Source organism: Paraclostridium sp. AKS73 (assembly GCF_025671395.1).
In the GTDB taxonomy this organism is placed as follows: Bacteria; Bacillota; Clostridia; order Peptostreptococcales; family Peptostreptococcaceae; genus Paraclostridium; species Paraclostridium benzoelyticum.
The window spans coordinates 1-17,249 of record NZ_JAIXHU010000018.1; the positions used below are offsets into that span (position 1 = coordinate 1).

Here is a 17,249-nt window from a genome sequence, read left to right on the forward strand (position 1 = left end):
CGATGAAAAATAAATAAAAAAGAAGATATATAAATATAAATATTTACATATCTTTTTCATTTTATAATAATCCGAATTTTAGTATGAATACTATGCTAAGTATAATTAAAGAAAGTTTTGCCTGATCTTTCTTACCACTAGCTAACTTTAAAAATGTATATGATATAATTCCAAACATAATACCATCTGCAACACTGTATGATAAAGGCATCATTACAAATGTTATAAATGCTGGTATCGCATCTGTAAAATCATTAAAGTTAATTCTTAATATTGAACTTGCCATTAAGAATCCTACAAGTATAAGTATTGGAGCTGTAGCTTGAGGTGGTATAGAAACAAATAATGGAGCAAAAAATAATGAAATTAAGAATAAAATTCCAGTAATTACTGCTGTTAATCCCGTTCTTCCTCCAACTGCTATTCCAGATCCACTTTCAACTGTTGTCGCTAGCGTTGATGTTCCTAATACTGAAGATATAGTAGTTGAAACAGATTCTGCTAATAATGCTTTTTTTACATTAGGCATATTTCCATTTTCATCTAATAAATTAGCCTTATCTGCAATCCCTAATAAAAATCCTATTGAGTCAAACATATTAACAAATAATAATGTAAGAACTATTACTAACATATCTAAGCTAAATATTTGACTTTTACCTACATCCAGTGCTTTCATAAATACAGGTTGTATTGATGGAGGTAAGTCTATAACTCCTGTTGGCATAGGAACTATTGAAAATACCATCCCAATTACAGATGTAATTATTATAGATATTAAAAATGCTCCATTTACATTTTTTATTAATAAAGTTGCAGCTATCATTAATCCTATTATAGATAATAATACAACTGGTGACTTAACATTTCCCAATGATATTATAGCTCCACCTTGTTGAACAATCCCTGCATTAACAAGTCCTATAAATGTTATAAACAACCCAATTCCAGCCGTTATAGCATGTTTTAATACATCTGGCATACACTCTATTATCTTTTCACGAACATTAGTTATTGTTAATAAAATAAATATAATACCTTCGATAAACATAGCACATAGTGCAAATTGCCAAGTATATCCCATACCTAAAACTACTGTATACGTAAAGAACGCATTTATTCCCATACTAGGCGCTAATATTATAGGATAATTAGCTAAGAATCCCATTATTATACATCCTATTGCTGAAGCTATTGCAGTTGCTGTAAAAACAGCACCTTTATCCATACCAGCTTCACCTAATATAGTAGGATTTACAACTAATATATAAGCAATTGTCATAAATGTTGTTATTCCTGCTAATACTTCTGTTTTTACATTTGTGTTATTTTCACTTAGTTTAAAAACTTTCTCTAATAATCCATTATTAGAGCCTTTAACACTTGAATTTTGCATATTTTCCTCCATTGATGATAAATTTTTTGTGATAAAATCCTTATAAAAAAATAAAAAGCATAAGCTTTTTATTTTTTATAATTTATTGTAAGTGTTTGAATAAACTGGTTTTATTCCCATTCTATAGTTCCTGGAGGCTTACTAGTGATATCGTAAACTACTCTATTTGCTCCATCAACTTCATTTACAATTCTATTAGATATTTTTTCTAATACATCGTAAGGCATTTTGTACCAATCAGAAGTCATTCCATCAGAAGAAGTAACGGCTCTTATACCTACTAAATAAGCATAAGTTCTTTCATCTCCCATAACTCCAACAGTTTTTACATCTGGTAAAGTTGCGAATGCTTGCCATATTTCACTATATAAACCAGCTTTTTTAAGCTCGTCCATATATATAGCATCTGCTTCTCTTAATATATCACATCTCTCTTTAGTTACTTCGCCTATAACTCTTATTCCAAGACCTGGTCCTGGGAATGGATGTCTATATATTAAATCATAATCTATTCCAAGTTCTAATCCTATTTTTCTAACTTCATCTTTAAATAATTCTCTTAAAGGTTCAACTATTTCAAATTCTATATCTTCAGGTATTCCACCAACATTATGATGTGATTTTATTGTAGCTGATTCTCCAAGTCCACTTTCTACAACATCAGGATATATAGTTCCTTGAGCTAAGAAATCCATTTTTCCTAATTTATTAGACTCTTCTTCAAATACTCTTATAAACTCTTCACCTATTATTTTTCTCTTAGCTTCAGGTTCTGTTACACCTTTTAATTTAGATAAGAATCTATCTTCACAATTTACTCTTATTAAGTTCATATCAAACTTATCTCTAAATATTCTTTCAACATCATCGCCTTCATTTTTTCTAAGTAATCCATGATCTACGAATACACAAGTTAAGTTATCTCCTATAGCTTTATGAACAAGTACAGCTGCAACTGATGAATCTACTCCACCACTTAAAGCACAAAGTACTTTCTTATCTCCTATAGTTTCTTTTAATTCTTTTATCTTTTCTTCTATAAATGAATCTGTTGTCCAATCTCCACTTACTTCACATACATTATATAAGAAGTTTCTTAAAACTTTATCTCCTTCTAAACAATGTTCAACTTCTGGGTGGAATTGAACTCCGTATAATTTCTTTTCTGGGTGATGCATTGCAGCTACTGGACAATCCTCAGTATATGCAGCAACTTCAAATCCTTCAGGAAGAACATCTATTAAATCTGTATGACTCATCCAAACAGTATTAGTAGAAATTCCTTCAAATATGTTTGAAGCGTTATATGTTATAGAAGTTTTTCCATATTCTTTTTCACTATTATTTCCTCTTCTTACATTACCACCTAATAAGTGAGCCATTAACTGAACTCCATAACATATTCCAAGTATAGGTACTCCTATTTCGAATATTTCTTTAGTTATCTTTGGAGACTCTTCTAAGTATGCACTGTTAGGTCCTCCTGTAAAGATTATTCCTTTTGGATTTTTAGCTTTTATTACTTCTATATCTGTAGTATGTGGTAATATTTCACAATATACGTTATTTTCTCTAACTCTTCTTGCAATTAATTGGTTGTATTGACCACCAAAATCTATTACTAAAACTATTTCATGTTGTTTTTTCATTCTTATACCTCCCCTTGAGTGCTGTAATTTGGCGCTTCTTTAGTTATAGTTATATCATGTGGATGACTTTCTTTTAATGAAGCAGCTGTTATTTTTATAAATTCAGAATTTTCCATTAAGTCTTTAATTGTAGCGGCACCACAGTATCCCATACCAGCTCTTATTCCACCTATCATTTGGTAAACTATATCTTCAGCTTTACCTTTATATGCAACCATTCCTTCAACACCTTCAGGAACTAATTTTTTAGCATCATTTTGGAAGTATCTATCCTTAGATCCTTTTTCCATAGCTCCGATAGATCCCATTCCTCTATATGTCTTGTATGATCTTCCTCTATATAAAACTGTTTCTCCAGGACTTTCTTCTGTTCCTGCAAACATAGATCCCATCATACATATTGATGCTCCAGCAGCTAATGCTTTTACTATATCTCCAGAGAATTTTAATCCTCCATCAGCAATTACTGGTACTCCATACTTATGTCCAACTTCTGCACAGTCCATAACTGCTGTTACTTGTGGAACACCTATACCAGCAACAACTCTTGTCGTACATATAGACCCTGGTCCTATTCCTACTTTTACACAGTCAGCTCCAGCTTTTATTAAATCTTCTGTAGCTTTTGCAGTTGCAACATTTCCAGCTATAACTTGTAAGTTTGGATATTTTTCTTTTACTTGTTTAAGAGCATTTATAACACCCATAGAGTGTCCATGTGCACTGTCTAGTACAACTACATCAACATTAGCTTTAACTAATGCAGCAACTCTATCCATTAAATCAGCACTTATTCCAAGAGCAGCTCCACATAATAATCTTCCTTGAGAATCTTTTGCAGAGTTTGGATATTGTATTTTCTTCTCTATATCTTTTATTGTTATTAATCCTTTTAAGTTTCCTTCTGCATCAACTATAGGTAATTTCTCTATTTTATGTTTCTTTAATATTTGTTGAGCTTCAGTTAAGTTTATTCCTTCTCTTGCTGTAACAAGATTTTCTTTAGTCATAACATCTTCTACTTTTTTAGTAAAATCAGCTTCAAACTTTATATCTCTATTTGTTATTATTCCGATTAATTTATTATTATCATCTACTATTGGTACACCCGATATTTTATATCTTGCCATTATATCATCAGCATCTTGTATTGTATGGTCTTTTGTTAAGAAGAATGGGTCTACGATAACACCACTCTCGCTTCTTTTTACTTTATCAACTTCTAAAGCTTGTGCTTCTATAGACATATTTTTGTGTATTATTCCTATACCACCTTGTCTCGCCATTGAAATAGCCATTTTCGATTCAGTAACTGTATCCATACCCGCACTCATTAGAGGTATATTTAATTTAATGCTCTTTGTTAATTGTGTTTGTGTACAAACATCTTTAGGTAACACTTCTGATCTTTGTGGAACTAAAAGTACATCATCAAATGTTAATCCTTCTTTTAATATCTTTGCCATATCGGTTGCCCCCTTCGTTATTTTATATATATTTTTTTACTATTTATTATTTTTTATATAATCAGTTATTTTTATACTGTTTCTACCCTGAAACTTTAATTTCCTTAAAAATGGGTACAAAAAAACCTGTATAATAACTTCATTTTATAAGTGAAATTACTATACAGGTTCTCAAAACTCTTTTAACTTGTAGCTAACCTATAGGGAATATGCTCAGCCTATAGATTTACTTTATTAATGATAGAGTTTTGTCTATAATAATTTCACTCATAGTCAGAGTATTTTCGGTACTCCGGTAGAGACTCTCAGACCATATTTCTGAGTATATATGAGTGATTTTTTATTTATGATTTTGTATACAATGTTGTATGAGTTGTTTATTAATTTATCAAATTTTCTTACTTGTGTCAACAATTTTAAAAAATTTATTTTTTATTGAGCAATTTATGCTATCATATACAAATTTTATGGATATATTAGCCTTTTTAGCTATGTTTTTACACTCTTCGTACTCTGGAGTAACTTTTATAATTTTATTTTTGTAATACCCAATTTTAACTGTTACTTCTCCATATTCGCAATTTATTTTTTCAAACTTTCTTAATAAAGTTTTTCTTTTATACTCCTTATACCTAATTCCAAAGGTACTAGTTTCCATAAATATAATTTCAGTAAATTTATCTAAATCCTTTTTTTCACATAATATAGACAGTTTTATCGCTGGTCTATTTTTTTCATATGTATACTTTCAGTGTATATATCAAGTGCTCCTTCTTCTATGACCTTATCATATACATATGAAAATATCTCTGACGACATATCATCTATATTACAATTTATTTCATATATTACTTCTTCTTTTTTTTATACCTACTATAGTTCTTAACATATTTGGTATTTCAAATTTTTTATGTCCTATCCCATATCCAATTTGATTAACTTCAAATTCTAATTTATCTATAAACTCGCTACATAATGTTTTTATTATAGCTGCCCCCGTCGGTGTAGTACACTCTCCTTCTACACTATTTAGTTTAACTGGTACTCCTCTTAATATTTCAATAGTTGCAGGTGCTGGCACTGGCATAATCCCATGATCACATTTCACAAATCCAGACCCAACTGGAACACAGCTAGAGTACACTTTATCTATGTTTAGTAAATCTATTAATATAGAACATCCAACAATATCTACAATAGAATCTATAGCTCCAACCTCATGAAAATGAATTTTATCTATAGTTGTACCATGAACTTTAGCTTCTGCTTCTCCTACCGTCATAAATATCTTTTTAGCTCTATCTTTTATTCTATCGTTTAAATTAGATTTATCAATAATATCAAAAACATCTACTAAATGTCTGTGTGCATTAGATTCTTTAGCTATTACATTAACCTTTGTTCCAACTATACCACTTTCATTTTTAGAATCTATTTCTATACTAAATTCATCATTTAAATTTAATTTCTTTAATTCCTCTAAAAAAATTTCTTTAGGTACCCCTAAGTTTAATAAACTCGCAATAGTCATATCTCCAGATATACCATTCACTATGTCAAAATACAAAATTCTCTCTTCCATTCGAATACCTTCTTTCATATTTTAGTCTAATTTATTTATTGTAGCTGCTAGATATCCAGCCCCAAATCCATTATCGATGTTAACTACAGATATTCCTGATGCACAACTATTTAGCATCGTTAATAAAGCTGAAAGACCATTAAAATTAGCACCATATCCAACTGATGTAGGTACCGCTATAACAGGAACATCTACTAAACCTCCAACCACACTTGGTAAAGCGCCTTCCATCCCAGCTACAACTATTAATACTCTAGCGTCTCTAATTATATTCATTTTATTTAGTAATCTATGTATGCCTGCAACTCCTACATCATAAACTCTCTCAACATCATTACCTAAAAAAGTGGCAGTATAATATGCTTCATCTGCAACCGGAATATCAGATGTCCCACCTGTAACAACTACAATCTTTCCTTTTCCTATATTATCTATAGGTTTATTTTTAATCTTTAATACTCTAGATAAATCTTCATATTCGCAATGTGGATATAAAGATTTAATCTTTTCATATGTTTCTTTTCTACATCTAGTTCCTAATATGTTTGAACCTTTTTCGCTCATCTTTTTTATAATTCCTAATATATGTTCATCGCTTTTACCTTCACAGTAAATAACTTCCGGATACCCATTTCTTATTTGTCTATGGTGATCGATATTTGCATATCCAATATCTTCATAAGGTAAATCTTTAAGCTTCTCCATAGCTATATCTATATCTATATCATTATTTTTAACTTGCTCTAATAAACCTCTAATATCCATAAGTACCCCCCACTATTCTAAGTTGTTAATATTAATTTTAACACACTAAGCATACCTTTTCCAGCTGATAAAACACGTAAAAAAGGGATTATATCATTTAGATACAATCCCTTCCTATTTCTATTTCTCTTAACCTCAGTAAAGTGTTGAACTTTTCTAAAAGCGAAGTGTTGATGATATTTGCTGAATAAACGTTAAAGACCGCGTTCTCCAAGTCTTTAGTGCATGAAGCAACTATCCTTAATTCCTATCACACCTCAATAAAGTATTGAACTTTTCTAAAAGCTAAGTGTTGATGATATTTGCTGAATAAACGTTAAAGACCGCGTTCTCCAAGTCTTTAGTGCATGAAGCAATATCATCAACACTTCGCCAAGTATGTTCAAGCTTTACTAATCTACATCATTGGAGGCATTCCTCCACCCATTCCTGGTACTGGATCACTTTCAGGAAGGTCTGCAACAGCTGCTTCCGTAGTTAAGAATACACCTGCTATAGATGCTGCATTTTGTAATGCAGTTCTAGTAACCTTAGTTGGGTCAACTATACCAACGTCAACCATGTTCACATATTTTTCATTTAATGCGTCAAATCCTATTTCAGGATCCTCATTTACAACTTTTTGTATTATAACAGCTCCTTCAAGACCAGCATTAATTGCTATTTGTCTTAATGGCTCCTCTAAAGCTCTTCTTATTATCTTAGCTCCTACTTGAAGTTCTCCTTCAAGCTCTTCTATTAATTTATCTACAACTGGTATTACACTAACTAATGCAGTACCACCACCTGCAACTATACCTTCTTCAACAGCTGCTCTTGTAGCATTTAATGCATCTTCGATTCTTAATTTTCTTTCTTTAAGCTCAACTTCTGTAGCGGCTCCAACTTTTATTACAGCTACACCACCTGCAAGTTTAGCTAATCTTTCCATTAATTTTTCTTTATCAAAATCAGAAGTAGTTTGATCTACTTGATGTTTGATTTGGCTTACTCTATCTTCTATAGCTTTTTTATCTCCAGATCCATCTACTATTGTAGTGTTATCTTTAGTTATTTTTACAGAACTAGCTCTACCTAACATAGATATGTCAGCATCTTTTAAATCATAACCTAACTCTTCAGATATAACAGTTCCTCCAGTAAGTATAGCTATATCTTCTAACATAGCTTTTCTTCTATCTCCAAATCCAGGAGCCTTAACTGCAACAACATCAAATACACCTTTTAATTTGTTTATTACTAATGTAGATAAAGCTTCCCCTTCTACATCTTCAGCTATTATTAATAATTTTTTACCTTGTTGTACTATTTGCTCAAGCACTGGTAGTATATCTTGTATATTATTTATTTTTCTATCTGTTATTAATATATATGGATCATTTAAAACAGCTTCCATTTTATCAACATCTGTTACCATATATGCTGAAACAAATCCTCTATCAAATTGCATACCTTCAACTGCATCTAACTCTGTATGCATAGTTTTAGACTCTTCAACTGTTATAACTCCATCTTTACCTACTATCTCCATAGCTTCTGCTATTAGGTTACCTACTTCTTCATCTCCTGCAGATATAGACGCAACTTGAGATATAGATTCTTTCGTTTCTATAGTTCTTGATTGTTTCTTTAATTCTTCAACAGCTAATTCTACAGCTTTTTGAATTCCTTTTCTTAAAAGCACTGGGTTAGCTCCAGCAGTTACATTTTTTAAACCTTCTCTTATTATAGCTTGAGCTAAAACTGTAGCAGTTGTAGTCCCATCTCCAGCTACATCATTAGTTTTAGTTGCAACTTCTTTAACTAATTGAGCTCCCATATTTTCAAATCTATCTTCTAACTCTATCTCTTTTGCTATAGTAACTCCATCATTTGTTATAAGCGGAGCCCCAAATTTTTTATCTAATATAACATTTCTTCCTTTTGGTCCTAATGTTACCTTAACTGTATCTGCTAATTTATTTACACCAGCCTCTAAAGCTGTTCTTGAATCTTGTGCGAATTTTATTTCTTTAGCCATATCTCATAATCCTCCCTTTATACTTATTCAACTACCGCTAATATTTCACTTTGTTTTAATATAGTATATTCTTGTCCTTCTAACTTAATTTCTGTTCCTGCATATTTAGAATATATAACTTTATCTCCAATATTTAATTCCATTTTAATTTCTTTACCATCTACTATTCCACCAGGTCCAACTTCTACAACCTCCGCTATCTGAGGTTGTTCTTTAGCTGTTCCAGGTAAAACTATACCACTTGCAGTCTTTTCTTCTGCTTCTACTTTCTTTATTACTACTCTGTCAGCTAATGGTCTTATTTTCATAATTATCCCTCCTAATGAAATTTATGTATTTATCACTCTATAACTTAGAGTGCTAACAACTTTATAATATATTATATTAAGTTATTTTCAATACCCTTAATTTAATTTTATTTAATTTTTATGCGAGGAAATTTTACTCGTATCGACAAATCTCCTCGCATATTATAAATTTATAAAATTGGCGAAAATAATCTCGCTACTGATTCAACCCATTTTTTTATTAAAGGTCTTTTTTCAAAATCGTTAAGATATATTTCTTTACTGTCTGTTAAATCCTCATGGAAATCGTCAGTTATTTTTTTACTATTTGCTCATCATACATAAATGCATTAATTTCAAAGTTTAACATAAAACTTCTTAAGTCCATATTTGCAGAACCTGTTGATGCAATCTTATCATCTATAATTACTACTTTAGCGTGTATAAATCCTTTTTTATATAAGTAAACTTTTCCCCCAGACCTTAAAATATCATCAAAATATGAATATGATGCTTGATGTACTATTTTATGATCAGCTATACCAGGGAATATAATTCTTACATCAACGCCTCTTAATGCTGCACTCTTTAATGCTCTTAATAAACTTTCATCTGGTATAAAGTATGGCGTCTCTATATAAACTCTTTCTTTAGCATTACAAATAGCTGAAAAATATGCATAGTGTATAGCCTCCCAATCACTATCAGGACCTGTTGCTACCACCTGTATCATGCTATTTCCTTTATAATCTAATTTAGGGAAATATTTTTCATCAAAAACTGATTTTTGAGTTGTATAATACCAGTCTATTAAAAATACCATTTGTAGCATATAAACAGAACTTCCTTCAATTCTTATATGAGTATCACGCCAATATCCAAACTTTTTGTTTTTACCCATATACTCATCACCTATATTTATACCACCTGTGTATCCTATGCATCCATCGATTATAACAATCTTTCTATGATTTCTATAGTTAATTTTGCCTCCCATTAGAGGGAATTTTGCAGGTAAAAAAGGAACTATTTCTATGCCCTCTTTTTTCATCTCTTTAAAGAATTTTCTATGAAACCAAAACCGCCAACATCCTACATCATCATATAAAATTTTTATACTCAGACCTTCTCGAGCTTTTTTTATCAACAAATCCTTAATCTTTTTTCCAATTTCACTATCTTTTATTATGAAGTACTCTAAATGGATATGTTCTTTAGCTTCTTCTATATCTTTTATTAGTCTTTCAAACTTTTCATTCCCATCAATAAATATTTCTACTTTATTGTTAGCTGTAAACGGGAACTTTCCTGTATTTAAAAGTAAACTTATAACTTTCTTTTTTAACCCTTCAGAATCATCTAATTTTGATAATTCTTTATTCTTTATAGCTTCTTGTTCAAGGTCTACCAACTCTTCTATTGATCTCAAATTTTCAAATAAATTATTTTCTTTTATATCTGTAGCTAGTTTCTGAGTTTTAAATATTTTTCTTTTTCTTATATTTCGGCCTAGCACCCCATATATAACTAGCCCAATCCCAGGAAGTACCATAAATATTAGTAACCATGCCATAGTCTTAGCTGGATCTCGATTTTCGAGTATTATATTTATAGCAACCACAATACTAGCTAGATAAGATATTCCTACATAACTTAAGACTAGTATGTCTAAAGCACTCATATATCCTCCTTATTTTTATCTTCCTATTCCCAACTCTCTAGCATAATAGAATAGATATTGTTGTGCAAATCCTGATAAATCTTCAAATTTATCTATCGCATACTTTCTTATTTTAGGCAAACTCATATCATCTTCTACATAAAATTCTTGCATAACTCTTTTTACCCATACATCAACAGGGAACGTATCATACTTTTGCATACCAAATAGTGCTATACAATCACAAACTTTTGGACCTACTCCATTAAATTCCATAAGTTTTTTTCTGCAATCTTCTGTTCCTAAATTCTCATAGTTATATACATCTTCATTTTCACTTATAACTCTTTCTGTAGTTGCCTTTATATATTTGTCTCTAAACCCCGTAGAACAAGCTCTTATATCGACTATACTTGCTTTACTTAGTTGTTCTGGTGTTGGAAAATCGTAATAGTCTACTCCATTGAACTTTCCAATATAAGTGCCATACTCCCTTGATAAATTAGATATAGCTTTTTGAATCATAGGAATTCTATTATTAGATGATATTATAAATGAAATTAACATCTCCCATGGATCTTGACGTAGAATTCTTATTCCCCATCCAAATTCTGTTGCCTTTTCTAAATACTCATCCATACTTTTTAGTTCATTTTTTATTTTTGCATAATCTGTATCTAAATCAAAGTAAGATTTCCATATTGTATTGAAATCTTCTAAATTAGTATTCTTTAAATAAACTGTATTTCCTTCTCTAGATACATTTATTACTCTACCTTTAGCTACCCCTGTATATGAACCATCATCTTCTGCTTTCCACCTAAAACATTGTCCACATTCAAATATATGCTTAGGATCAAAATCTAATGCCCCTTCTATAACCACTGAATTTTCTTTTTCATAAACTTTCATAAATTTCGCTCCTTTTTATATAAACTTATAGTTTTAATTCTACCCATATTTCGTTAAATTTAAATTAACTATTTATTTTTAATACAAATTTAATTTAAAAAGTCTAGAGTAGAATTAGTGATTCTTTTTTGCTAAAATACATAAGACATTATTTTTTAGAGGGTGATTATATGAATAGTAGAGGTGTATTTATAGCTATAGAAGGTCCTATAGGAGTTGGTAAAACAACATTAGCTAATATTTTAAACAATCATTTTAACTGTACTTTACTTAGAGAAATAGTAGAAGAAAATCCATTTTTATCAAAATTTTACACAGATATTAAAGAATACGCATTACAGACGGAATCATTTTTTTTATTTAATAGAATCAAACAATTAGAAGATGCTGAGAAAAATTTATTGAGTCAAGGCACAAATGTTGTTAGTGATTATCATATTATTAAAAATCTTATATTTGCAGGAATAACTCTTGATAATATGCAATTTTATAAATATAAACAAATGTATAATATTTTTATTAATGACTTACCTCAACCAGATATAATAATCTATCTTAACTCAAATACAGATGTATTGATGAATAGAATAGCTATGAGAGATAGAAGCTTTGAAAGACAAATGGATAGGAACTATATACAAGAATTAAGTACAGAGTATAAGTATTACTTTAACCCATTATCTATAAAACATAATTTTGTAGGTAAAGAACCTCTTATATTAGAAATAGATAACTCTAATTTAGATTTTCTAAATAATGATAATGATAGAAAATTTATAATAAAAAAAGTAGAAGATGCTATTAATAACTTAGGAGGACATGAAAATGTTTAAATTGGTAAATCAGTGTAATAAACCGTTAAATAGAGACTTATTTATAACTGTTGCTGGAAATGTTGGAGCAGGTAAATCTACACTTACTAAACTAGTTGGTGAAAAATTAGGTTTTGAAACTCATTTTGAAAAAGTTAATGGAAATCCATACCTAGAAGATTTTTATAAAGACCAAAACACTTGGGGATTCCACTTACAATTATATTTTTTAGCTCAAAGATTCAAACAACAAAAAGAAATAGACAGTAACGGTCTTAACAATATTCAAGATAGAAGTATATATGAAGATGTTGAGATATTCGCTAGAAACTTATATGATAACGGTAAAATGAGTAAAAGGGATTATATAACTTATAGAGATTTATTTAATGATATGGTTCCTCACTTAAGAAGACCAGATTTAATGATATATTTAGATGGATCTATAGATACTATCGTAAATAGAATCAATATGAGAGGTAGAGAGATGGAGAAGTCTGTTGATTTAGATTACTGGGCTAATCTTCACAACAGATATAAAAATGGATTGCTGAATACGATCAGTCTCCTGTTCTTTATGTAAATATAAATGAAATTGACTTAAAAAATAACCCAGAACACTTAGATGCTTTATGTAATGAAATAAAAAGCTTATTAAATATATAAAATTTAAAATAGTGAATTAACTAGGATAGAAATATAATTTATTAAATTTTTAAAATTGTATTTCTATCTTTTTATTATTTTTATTTTTTACTTAAAACAGTATATGAAACTTATGATTATTGTTAAAATAGATATATATTTCATGAACCATTACTTTTTTGATGATTTAATCCAAGGAGGAATTTTTAATGATAGAAGAGTTTAAAACATTTATAGCAGTTGTTGAACATCAAAATTTTACCAAAGCAGGTGAAAGTATAAATTTATCTCAACCAACAGTAAGTACTCATATAAAAAATCTAGAGAATTATTTTAATACAACTCTAATAAACAGATCTATTAAGCAGAAAAACATATCTATAACTGATAATGGATATTTATTATATAAAAGAGCTAGAGAAATAATAACATCTATAGAGTCAGTAAAGGATGAACTAAACAGTATTTCTAGTTCAATCAAAGGTCATATAAAGATAGGCGCTAGTTTAACTATTGCCGAATACTTTTTGCCTAACTTCCTAGCTGTATTTTCTGAAAAATATCCAGATATAGAAGTAGAAATGCTTGTTGAAAATACACATAAAATTTGTGAAAAAGTAAAAAGTTCAAACCTAGATATTGGGTTGGTTGAAGGAAGCCTTACTTCATTTGATTTCAATCAAAAATTCTTCTTTGAAGATAGTATGATTTTAACATTTTCTCCAGATTTAGAGATTGACCCATTAAACTTTAATATAGATTCAATAAAAAATAAAAAATGGATAGTAAGAGAAGAAGGTTCTGGAACAAGAGAATATTTAAACATATTCTTAAGTAATAATAAAATAACCCCTAGACAGATAATGGTATTAGGTAGTAATCATGCTGTAAAAGAAGCTGTAAAAAGCAATCTTGGAGTTTCAATTATATCTAAATTGGTAACAGACTCAGAAGGAGATTCTTTAGCAACTGTTAGTTTAAATGATACTTACAATAGATACTTCTCTTTTATAACACCAAAAGATATAAAACCATCAAGTACAACAACTTTATTTATAGATGAATTAAATAAATTTTCAAATTTTGAAAAATAGAAAAAAATCAAAGACCTCGCAAATGTCTTATAACCAATACACTTCCGAGGTCTATTATTTAATTAATATACACTATCACTTTTAATTCATTTTCAAATTTCATAACTTATTTTATATTAATTGTATAACTACTATCTAAAGAGTCATAACTATAGACATATAAATAATATAAACCAGCATCTGCATTATAAGTATTTTTTAATAAATTATTTTCAATGCTAGGATAAGCAACATAATTATTTAAATCATCAGATTTATATAAAAGCCAGTTAAGTCCGTGATTGTCTATATTGTCTAAAACTATTTCTATGGTTTTAGGATCTTTAATTTCAAAAGAAAACACATCATTTGTATCATCTTTGTTTAAAGAACCCTTAACTTCTTTTTCTAAAGATATTGAATTAGCAGTTTCAAAGTTATCATTAGGCTCAGATTCTTTAATATCACCTTCTATAACTTCACCTTTTGGTAAAATACCAGTAAACACAACTTCAAATTCATATTTATTATTATTAACCTTGTAGTCAACAAAGTAATTAGTAACAGTCTTATAACCAGACCAAGGAAGTTTTTCTAAGGAATTTAAAAATTCATTAGATTTATTATTCATAGCTTCCCAATCTTTAGCTTCTCCTCTAGAAGTATCTCCTGTATAAGTTCCTGTTAAAGTAAATGTATCAAAAATCCGCCTTTTTCTCTAACTATATTTACATTTTTTAATGGAGCTATATTTTTAATATCAGAAGAAATTTTATTTAAATCAATAGCATCATGAGTATCCAAATAATCATCAGAAACAAGTGGAACTGTCAAAGAATTATACTTATCAACTAAGTTTTGCATATGAGTTTGATAACCTTGATCTACTGTAGTACTTTTACTTAATGTTTCTATATAAGAATCATATCCAGATACATTATTAGATATAATGTTATCAGCTAAATTATTAAATATATCTAATCTATTATTGTACATATAATCACAAAATGCAAAACCATAATAATAGAAATCCCAAGATCCATACTTAGAATGAAGTAATTTATCTGTAGAAAATCTTTCCGCTGGGTCAGTTGCTAAACCAGAAACTTGAGATTTTCTAGGAAGTACATCATTATCTCTAGTAGACCCTGCAAAAAATTCTGCACTACCTTCTTCAAACCAAGTCAATCTCCAATCCTTTCCTTGATAAAAATCACCAGTTCCCCACATACCAGGAACCATGTAACGACCTTGTAAATAGTGACAGTACTCATGTCTAAATAACTCTTCTAAACTAAATATACTCTCCTCAGGAGTTCTCTCATAAGTAAAAAATGTGCCATCACCTTCTATATACATACCACCATTATCAGTACTGTATCCGTATAGAGGTTGGTTAAGTTTGTATTCTTTAGGGCTATTATATAAAACCATAGTTAAAACATCGTCTGGATTTCCTTTTTCTAGTTCATTATCATTCCCTATAACTCTATGGAATTGAGCTTTTACTTCTTTAGATGCCCAATATAATCTTTGAACTTTTTCCTTCGTAACCTTATCACCAGTACGAATTACCATAGATGAATCTTCAAAAGTATACACATTAGGTAAATAGTGTGATTTTCCCTCTTCTCTTATTTTATTAATATCTAGAACAGTTCCATCAACTAACTTCCCATTGAAGTAATATGAAATAAAATCGACTGCATCAAAATATTGAATAGATAAATATGGATAAATTTCTAAACAGCTATCAAGTTTCTTTTGAATATTTGTTGAATTTGAATAGAAATTCGATAATTTAGCGCAATAATACATCCCTGCATTAATTAACCAATCATTATCATCAGTTACATTTGTTAATATAGCAAAGTTTGTAACAGCATCTATATATCCATCAACTTTAGAAAACCAAGGTGATTTGTCTGCAGTTGTATTAGAATTGTACAAATAGGAATTTAAATCATATTCTATACCCTTAGTGATTTGGAATACAGAATTTGTTTTTGAGTAATCTTTTAAATTAGCATCTAAACTACTATTAAACTGAGTTAAAATAGGCACGCAATTATTTACAACCTCAACATTGCAAGCACTATTTCCAATTAACATGCCCAAAGACTGAATAACATTATTTTGACCAGACTCCCCAATCTTGAAATTAGGATTTTTCTGAATTGAAATCATGGCAGGTATACATTTTTCTCTATAAGATCTATCGTATAAATGACTAAGTGAATCGTTATAATAAGCTAAATAAAAACCAGATCTTAAAACTTCTACCAAAGTAGGTATTCCTTTATCATCAGTAGCAGTATAAGTTGCTCCTCTATCTTCTAACGTCTTAATAATTGCATTAACACGAGCTTCATCGTTATAAAATTTGTAAGCATCTTCATTATAAACAAAAAGATCTTTTATTTGAAACCAATCTATTGTAACTAGTAAATCTGTTAACTCCTTATAACTTAATTTATTAAGGTCATTATAGGTATAGGTAGCAGACTTACTTAACTTTGCGGACTTCCCTGACTTAAGTGTTGTGTCTGTATCTTGCTTTCCTAAGGGCTCAATATTTAAATCTTTCTTGAACTGATTTTCCTTAGTATCGTGCTTAATCTTTTGACCTATATGGAAAGGCATAGCATTTATATCACCTGGAATATTACTAGAACTAGGTGGTTGAGTATTTGCAAATGAAATGAATGTTAAATTAGTCAAAACCAAAGCTAAAGCTAAATTAAAAATCAAAAACTTAGAATGTCTCTTCTTCATAATGCCTCCTTATGCGCTTTAAAATATAATCTTGTAGTCAAGATATACTTTTATCTATATGCGTAAATAAGGATAAGCGTTCCAAACCAAAAGAAGGTAATAAATGACTAATCATTTATTACCTTCTTTTTTCCCCACCAAATGTAGCTATCATTATGTTTTAATTGGAGTATTTATTATTGAATGAGCGTTAAAGACCGTATTTTC

General features: G+C 29.5%; 14 protein-coding genes, 1 pseudogene and 1 riboswitch. Of the genes and pseudogenes, 3 read left to right on the forward strand and 12 right to left on the reverse strand.

Annotated elements, in window-relative coordinates:
• Positions 1-61: 61 nt before the first annotated feature.
• From LEQ07_RS10950 to LEQ07_RS10990, 10 genes and pseudogenes are all read right to left on the reverse strand, one after another.
• Positions 62-1,396 carry an NCS2 family permease gene (locus LEQ07_RS10950; RefSeq protein WP_263330689.1) on the reverse strand — a complete coding sequence of 445 codons (1,335 nt, stop codon included), beginning with the start codon at positions 1,394-1,396 and terminating at the stop codon, positions 62-64.
• A gap of 110 nt (positions 1,397-1,506) precedes the next feature.
• A complete protein-coding gene (gene guaA, locus LEQ07_RS10955) occupies positions 1,507-3,045 on the reverse strand; it encodes a glutamine-hydrolyzing GMP synthase (protein WP_263330690.1) in 1,539 nt (512 codons plus the stop codon).
• 2 nt (positions 3,046-3,047) lie between these two features.
• A complete protein-coding gene (gene guaB / locus LEQ07_RS10960; RefSeq protein ID WP_046824221.1) occupies positions 3,048-4,511 on the reverse strand; it encodes an IMP dehydrogenase in 1,464 nt (487 codons plus the stop codon).
• 250 nt (positions 4,512-4,761) lie between these two features.
• Positions 4,762-4,863, reverse strand: a riboswitch (purine riboswitch).
• Between the two features lie 36 nt (positions 4,864-4,899).
• Positions 4,900-5,330, reverse strand: a pseudogene (gene larC / locus LEQ07_RS23040) (nickel insertion protein).
• Between the two features lie 22 nt (positions 5,331-5,352).
• The gene (gene larC, locus LEQ07_RS21410; RefSeq protein WP_332843111.1) at positions 5,353-6,093 is read right to left on the reverse strand and encodes a nickel pincer cofactor biosynthesis protein LarC; all 741 of its coding nucleotides are present in this window, start codon (positions 6,091-6,093) and stop codon (positions 5,353-5,355) included.
• A gap of 21 nt (positions 6,094-6,114) precedes the next feature.
• A complete protein-coding gene (gene larB, locus LEQ07_RS10970) occupies positions 6,115-6,858 on the reverse strand; it encodes a nickel pincer cofactor biosynthesis protein LarB (RefSeq protein WP_046824218.1) in 744 nt (247 codons plus the stop codon).
• A gap of 397 nt (positions 6,859-7,255) precedes the next feature.
• Positions 7,256-8,878: a chaperonin GroEL gene (gene groL, locus LEQ07_RS10975; protein ID WP_046824217.1), complete on the reverse strand. Its 1,623-nt coding sequence runs from the start codon at positions 8,876-8,878 to the stop codon at positions 7,256-7,258.
• Between the two features lie 23 nt (positions 8,879-8,901).
• The gene (locus LEQ07_RS10980) at positions 8,902-9,186 is read right to left on the reverse strand and encodes a co-chaperone GroES (RefSeq protein WP_021428256.1); all 285 of its coding nucleotides are present in this window, start codon (positions 9,184-9,186) and stop codon (positions 8,902-8,904) included.
• 292 nt (positions 9,187-9,478) lie between these two features.
• Complete coding sequence (gene cls / locus LEQ07_RS10985) at positions 9,479-10,846, reverse strand: cardiolipin synthase (RefSeq protein WP_263330691.1); 1,368 nt, start codon at positions 10,844-10,846, stop codon at positions 9,479-9,481.
• A gap of 15 nt (positions 10,847-10,861) precedes the next feature.
• The gene (locus LEQ07_RS10990) at positions 10,862-11,737 is read right to left on the reverse strand and encodes a DNA-3-methyladenine glycosylase family protein (RefSeq protein WP_263330692.1); all 876 of its coding nucleotides are present in this window, start codon (positions 11,735-11,737) and stop codon (positions 10,862-10,864) included.
• A 170-nt stretch (positions 11,738-11,907) separates the two neighbouring features.
• On the opposite strand from LEQ07_RS10990, the gene LEQ07_RS10995 reads away from it, so the two are divergent.
• The 3 genes from LEQ07_RS10995 (at position 11,908) to LEQ07_RS11005 (ending at position 14,288) form a co-directional block, all read left to right on the forward strand.
• The gene (locus LEQ07_RS10995; protein ID WP_046824214.1) at positions 11,908-12,570 is read left to right on the forward strand and encodes a deoxynucleoside kinase; all 663 of its coding nucleotides are present in this window, start codon (positions 11,908-11,910) and stop codon (positions 12,568-12,570) included.
• Positions 12,563-13,132 carry a deoxynucleoside kinase gene (locus tag LEQ07_RS11000; RefSeq protein ID WP_263330693.1) on the forward strand — a complete coding sequence of 190 codons (570 nt, stop codon included), beginning with the start codon at positions 12,563-12,565 and terminating at the stop codon, positions 13,130-13,132. Before LEQ07_RS10995 ends, LEQ07_RS11000 begins: the two co-directional genes overlap by 8 nt.
• A gap of 271 nt (positions 13,133-13,403) precedes the next feature.
• The gene (locus LEQ07_RS11005) at positions 13,404-14,288 is read left to right on the forward strand and encodes a LysR substrate-binding domain-containing protein (protein ID WP_025161362.1); all 885 of its coding nucleotides are present in this window, start codon (positions 13,404-13,406) and stop codon (positions 14,286-14,288) included.
• A 106-nt stretch (positions 14,289-14,394) separates the two neighbouring features.
• On the opposite strand, the gene LEQ07_RS11010 is transcribed toward LEQ07_RS11005, so the two are convergent.
• A complete protein-coding gene (locus LEQ07_RS11010; RefSeq protein ID WP_263330717.1) occupies positions 14,395-14,973 on the reverse strand; it encodes a pre-peptidase C-terminal domain-containing protein in 579 nt (192 codons plus the stop codon).
• Positions 14,952-17,042 (reverse strand): collagenase, encoded by a 2,091-nt coding sequence (locus LEQ07_RS11015; RefSeq protein WP_263330694.1) that lies wholly within the window; start codon positions 17,040-17,042, stop codon positions 14,952-14,954. The genes LEQ07_RS11010 and LEQ07_RS11015 overlap by 22 nt, the downstream gene beginning before the upstream one ends.
• Positions 17,043-17,249 lie beyond the last annotated feature (207 nt).

What these genes read in the sequence shown, in the direction of transcription:
- LEQ07_RS10950 (WP_263330689.1), bottom strand. Translation starts at nt 1,396, where the DNA reads ATGCAAAATTCAAGTGTTAAAGGCTCTAATAATGGATTATTAGAGAAA.
- guaA (WP_263330690.1), bottom strand. Translation starts at nt 3,045, where the DNA reads ATGAAAAAACAACATGAAATAGTTTTAGTAATAGATTTTGGTGGTCAA.
- guaB (WP_046824221.1), bottom strand. Translation starts at nt 4,511, where the DNA reads ATGGCAAAGATATTAAAAGAAGGATTAACATTTGATGATGTACTTTTA.
- larC (WP_332843111.1), bottom strand. Translation starts at nt 6,093, where the DNA reads ATGGAAGAGAGAATTTTGTATTTTGACATAGTGAATGGTATATCTGGA.
- larB (WP_046824218.1), bottom strand. Translation starts at nt 6,858, where the DNA reads ATGGATATTAGAGGTTTATTAGAGCAAGTTAAAAATAATGATATAGAT.
- groL (WP_046824217.1), bottom strand. Translation starts at nt 8,878, where the DNA reads ATGGCTAAAGAAATAAAATTCGCACAAGATTCAAGAACAGCTTTAGAG.
- LEQ07_RS10980 (WP_021428256.1), bottom strand. Translation starts at nt 9,186, where the DNA reads ATGAAAATAAGACCATTAGCTGACAGAGTAGTAATAAAGAAAGTAGAA.
- cls (WP_263330691.1), bottom strand. Translation starts at nt 10,846, where the DNA reads ATGAGTGCTTTAGACATACTAGTCTTAAGTTATGTAGGAATATCTTAT.
- LEQ07_RS10990 (WP_263330692.1), bottom strand. Translation starts at nt 11,737, where the DNA reads ATGAAAGTTTATGAAAAAGAAAATTCAGTGGTTATAGAAGGGGCATTA.
- LEQ07_RS10995 (WP_046824214.1), top strand. Translation starts at nt 11,908, where the DNA reads ATGAATAGTAGAGGTGTATTTATAGCTATAGAAGGTCCTATAGGAGTT.
- LEQ07_RS11000 (WP_263330693.1), top strand. Translation starts at nt 12,563, where the DNA reads ATGTTTAAATTGGTAAATCAGTGTAATAAACCGTTAAATAGAGACTTA.
- LEQ07_RS11005 (WP_025161362.1), top strand. Translation starts at nt 13,404, where the DNA reads ATGATAGAAGAGTTTAAAACATTTATAGCAGTTGTTGAACATCAAAAT.
- LEQ07_RS11015 (WP_263330694.1), bottom strand. Translation starts at nt 17,042, where the DNA reads ATGAAGAAGAGACATTCTAAGTTTTTGATTTTTAATTTAGCTTTAGCT.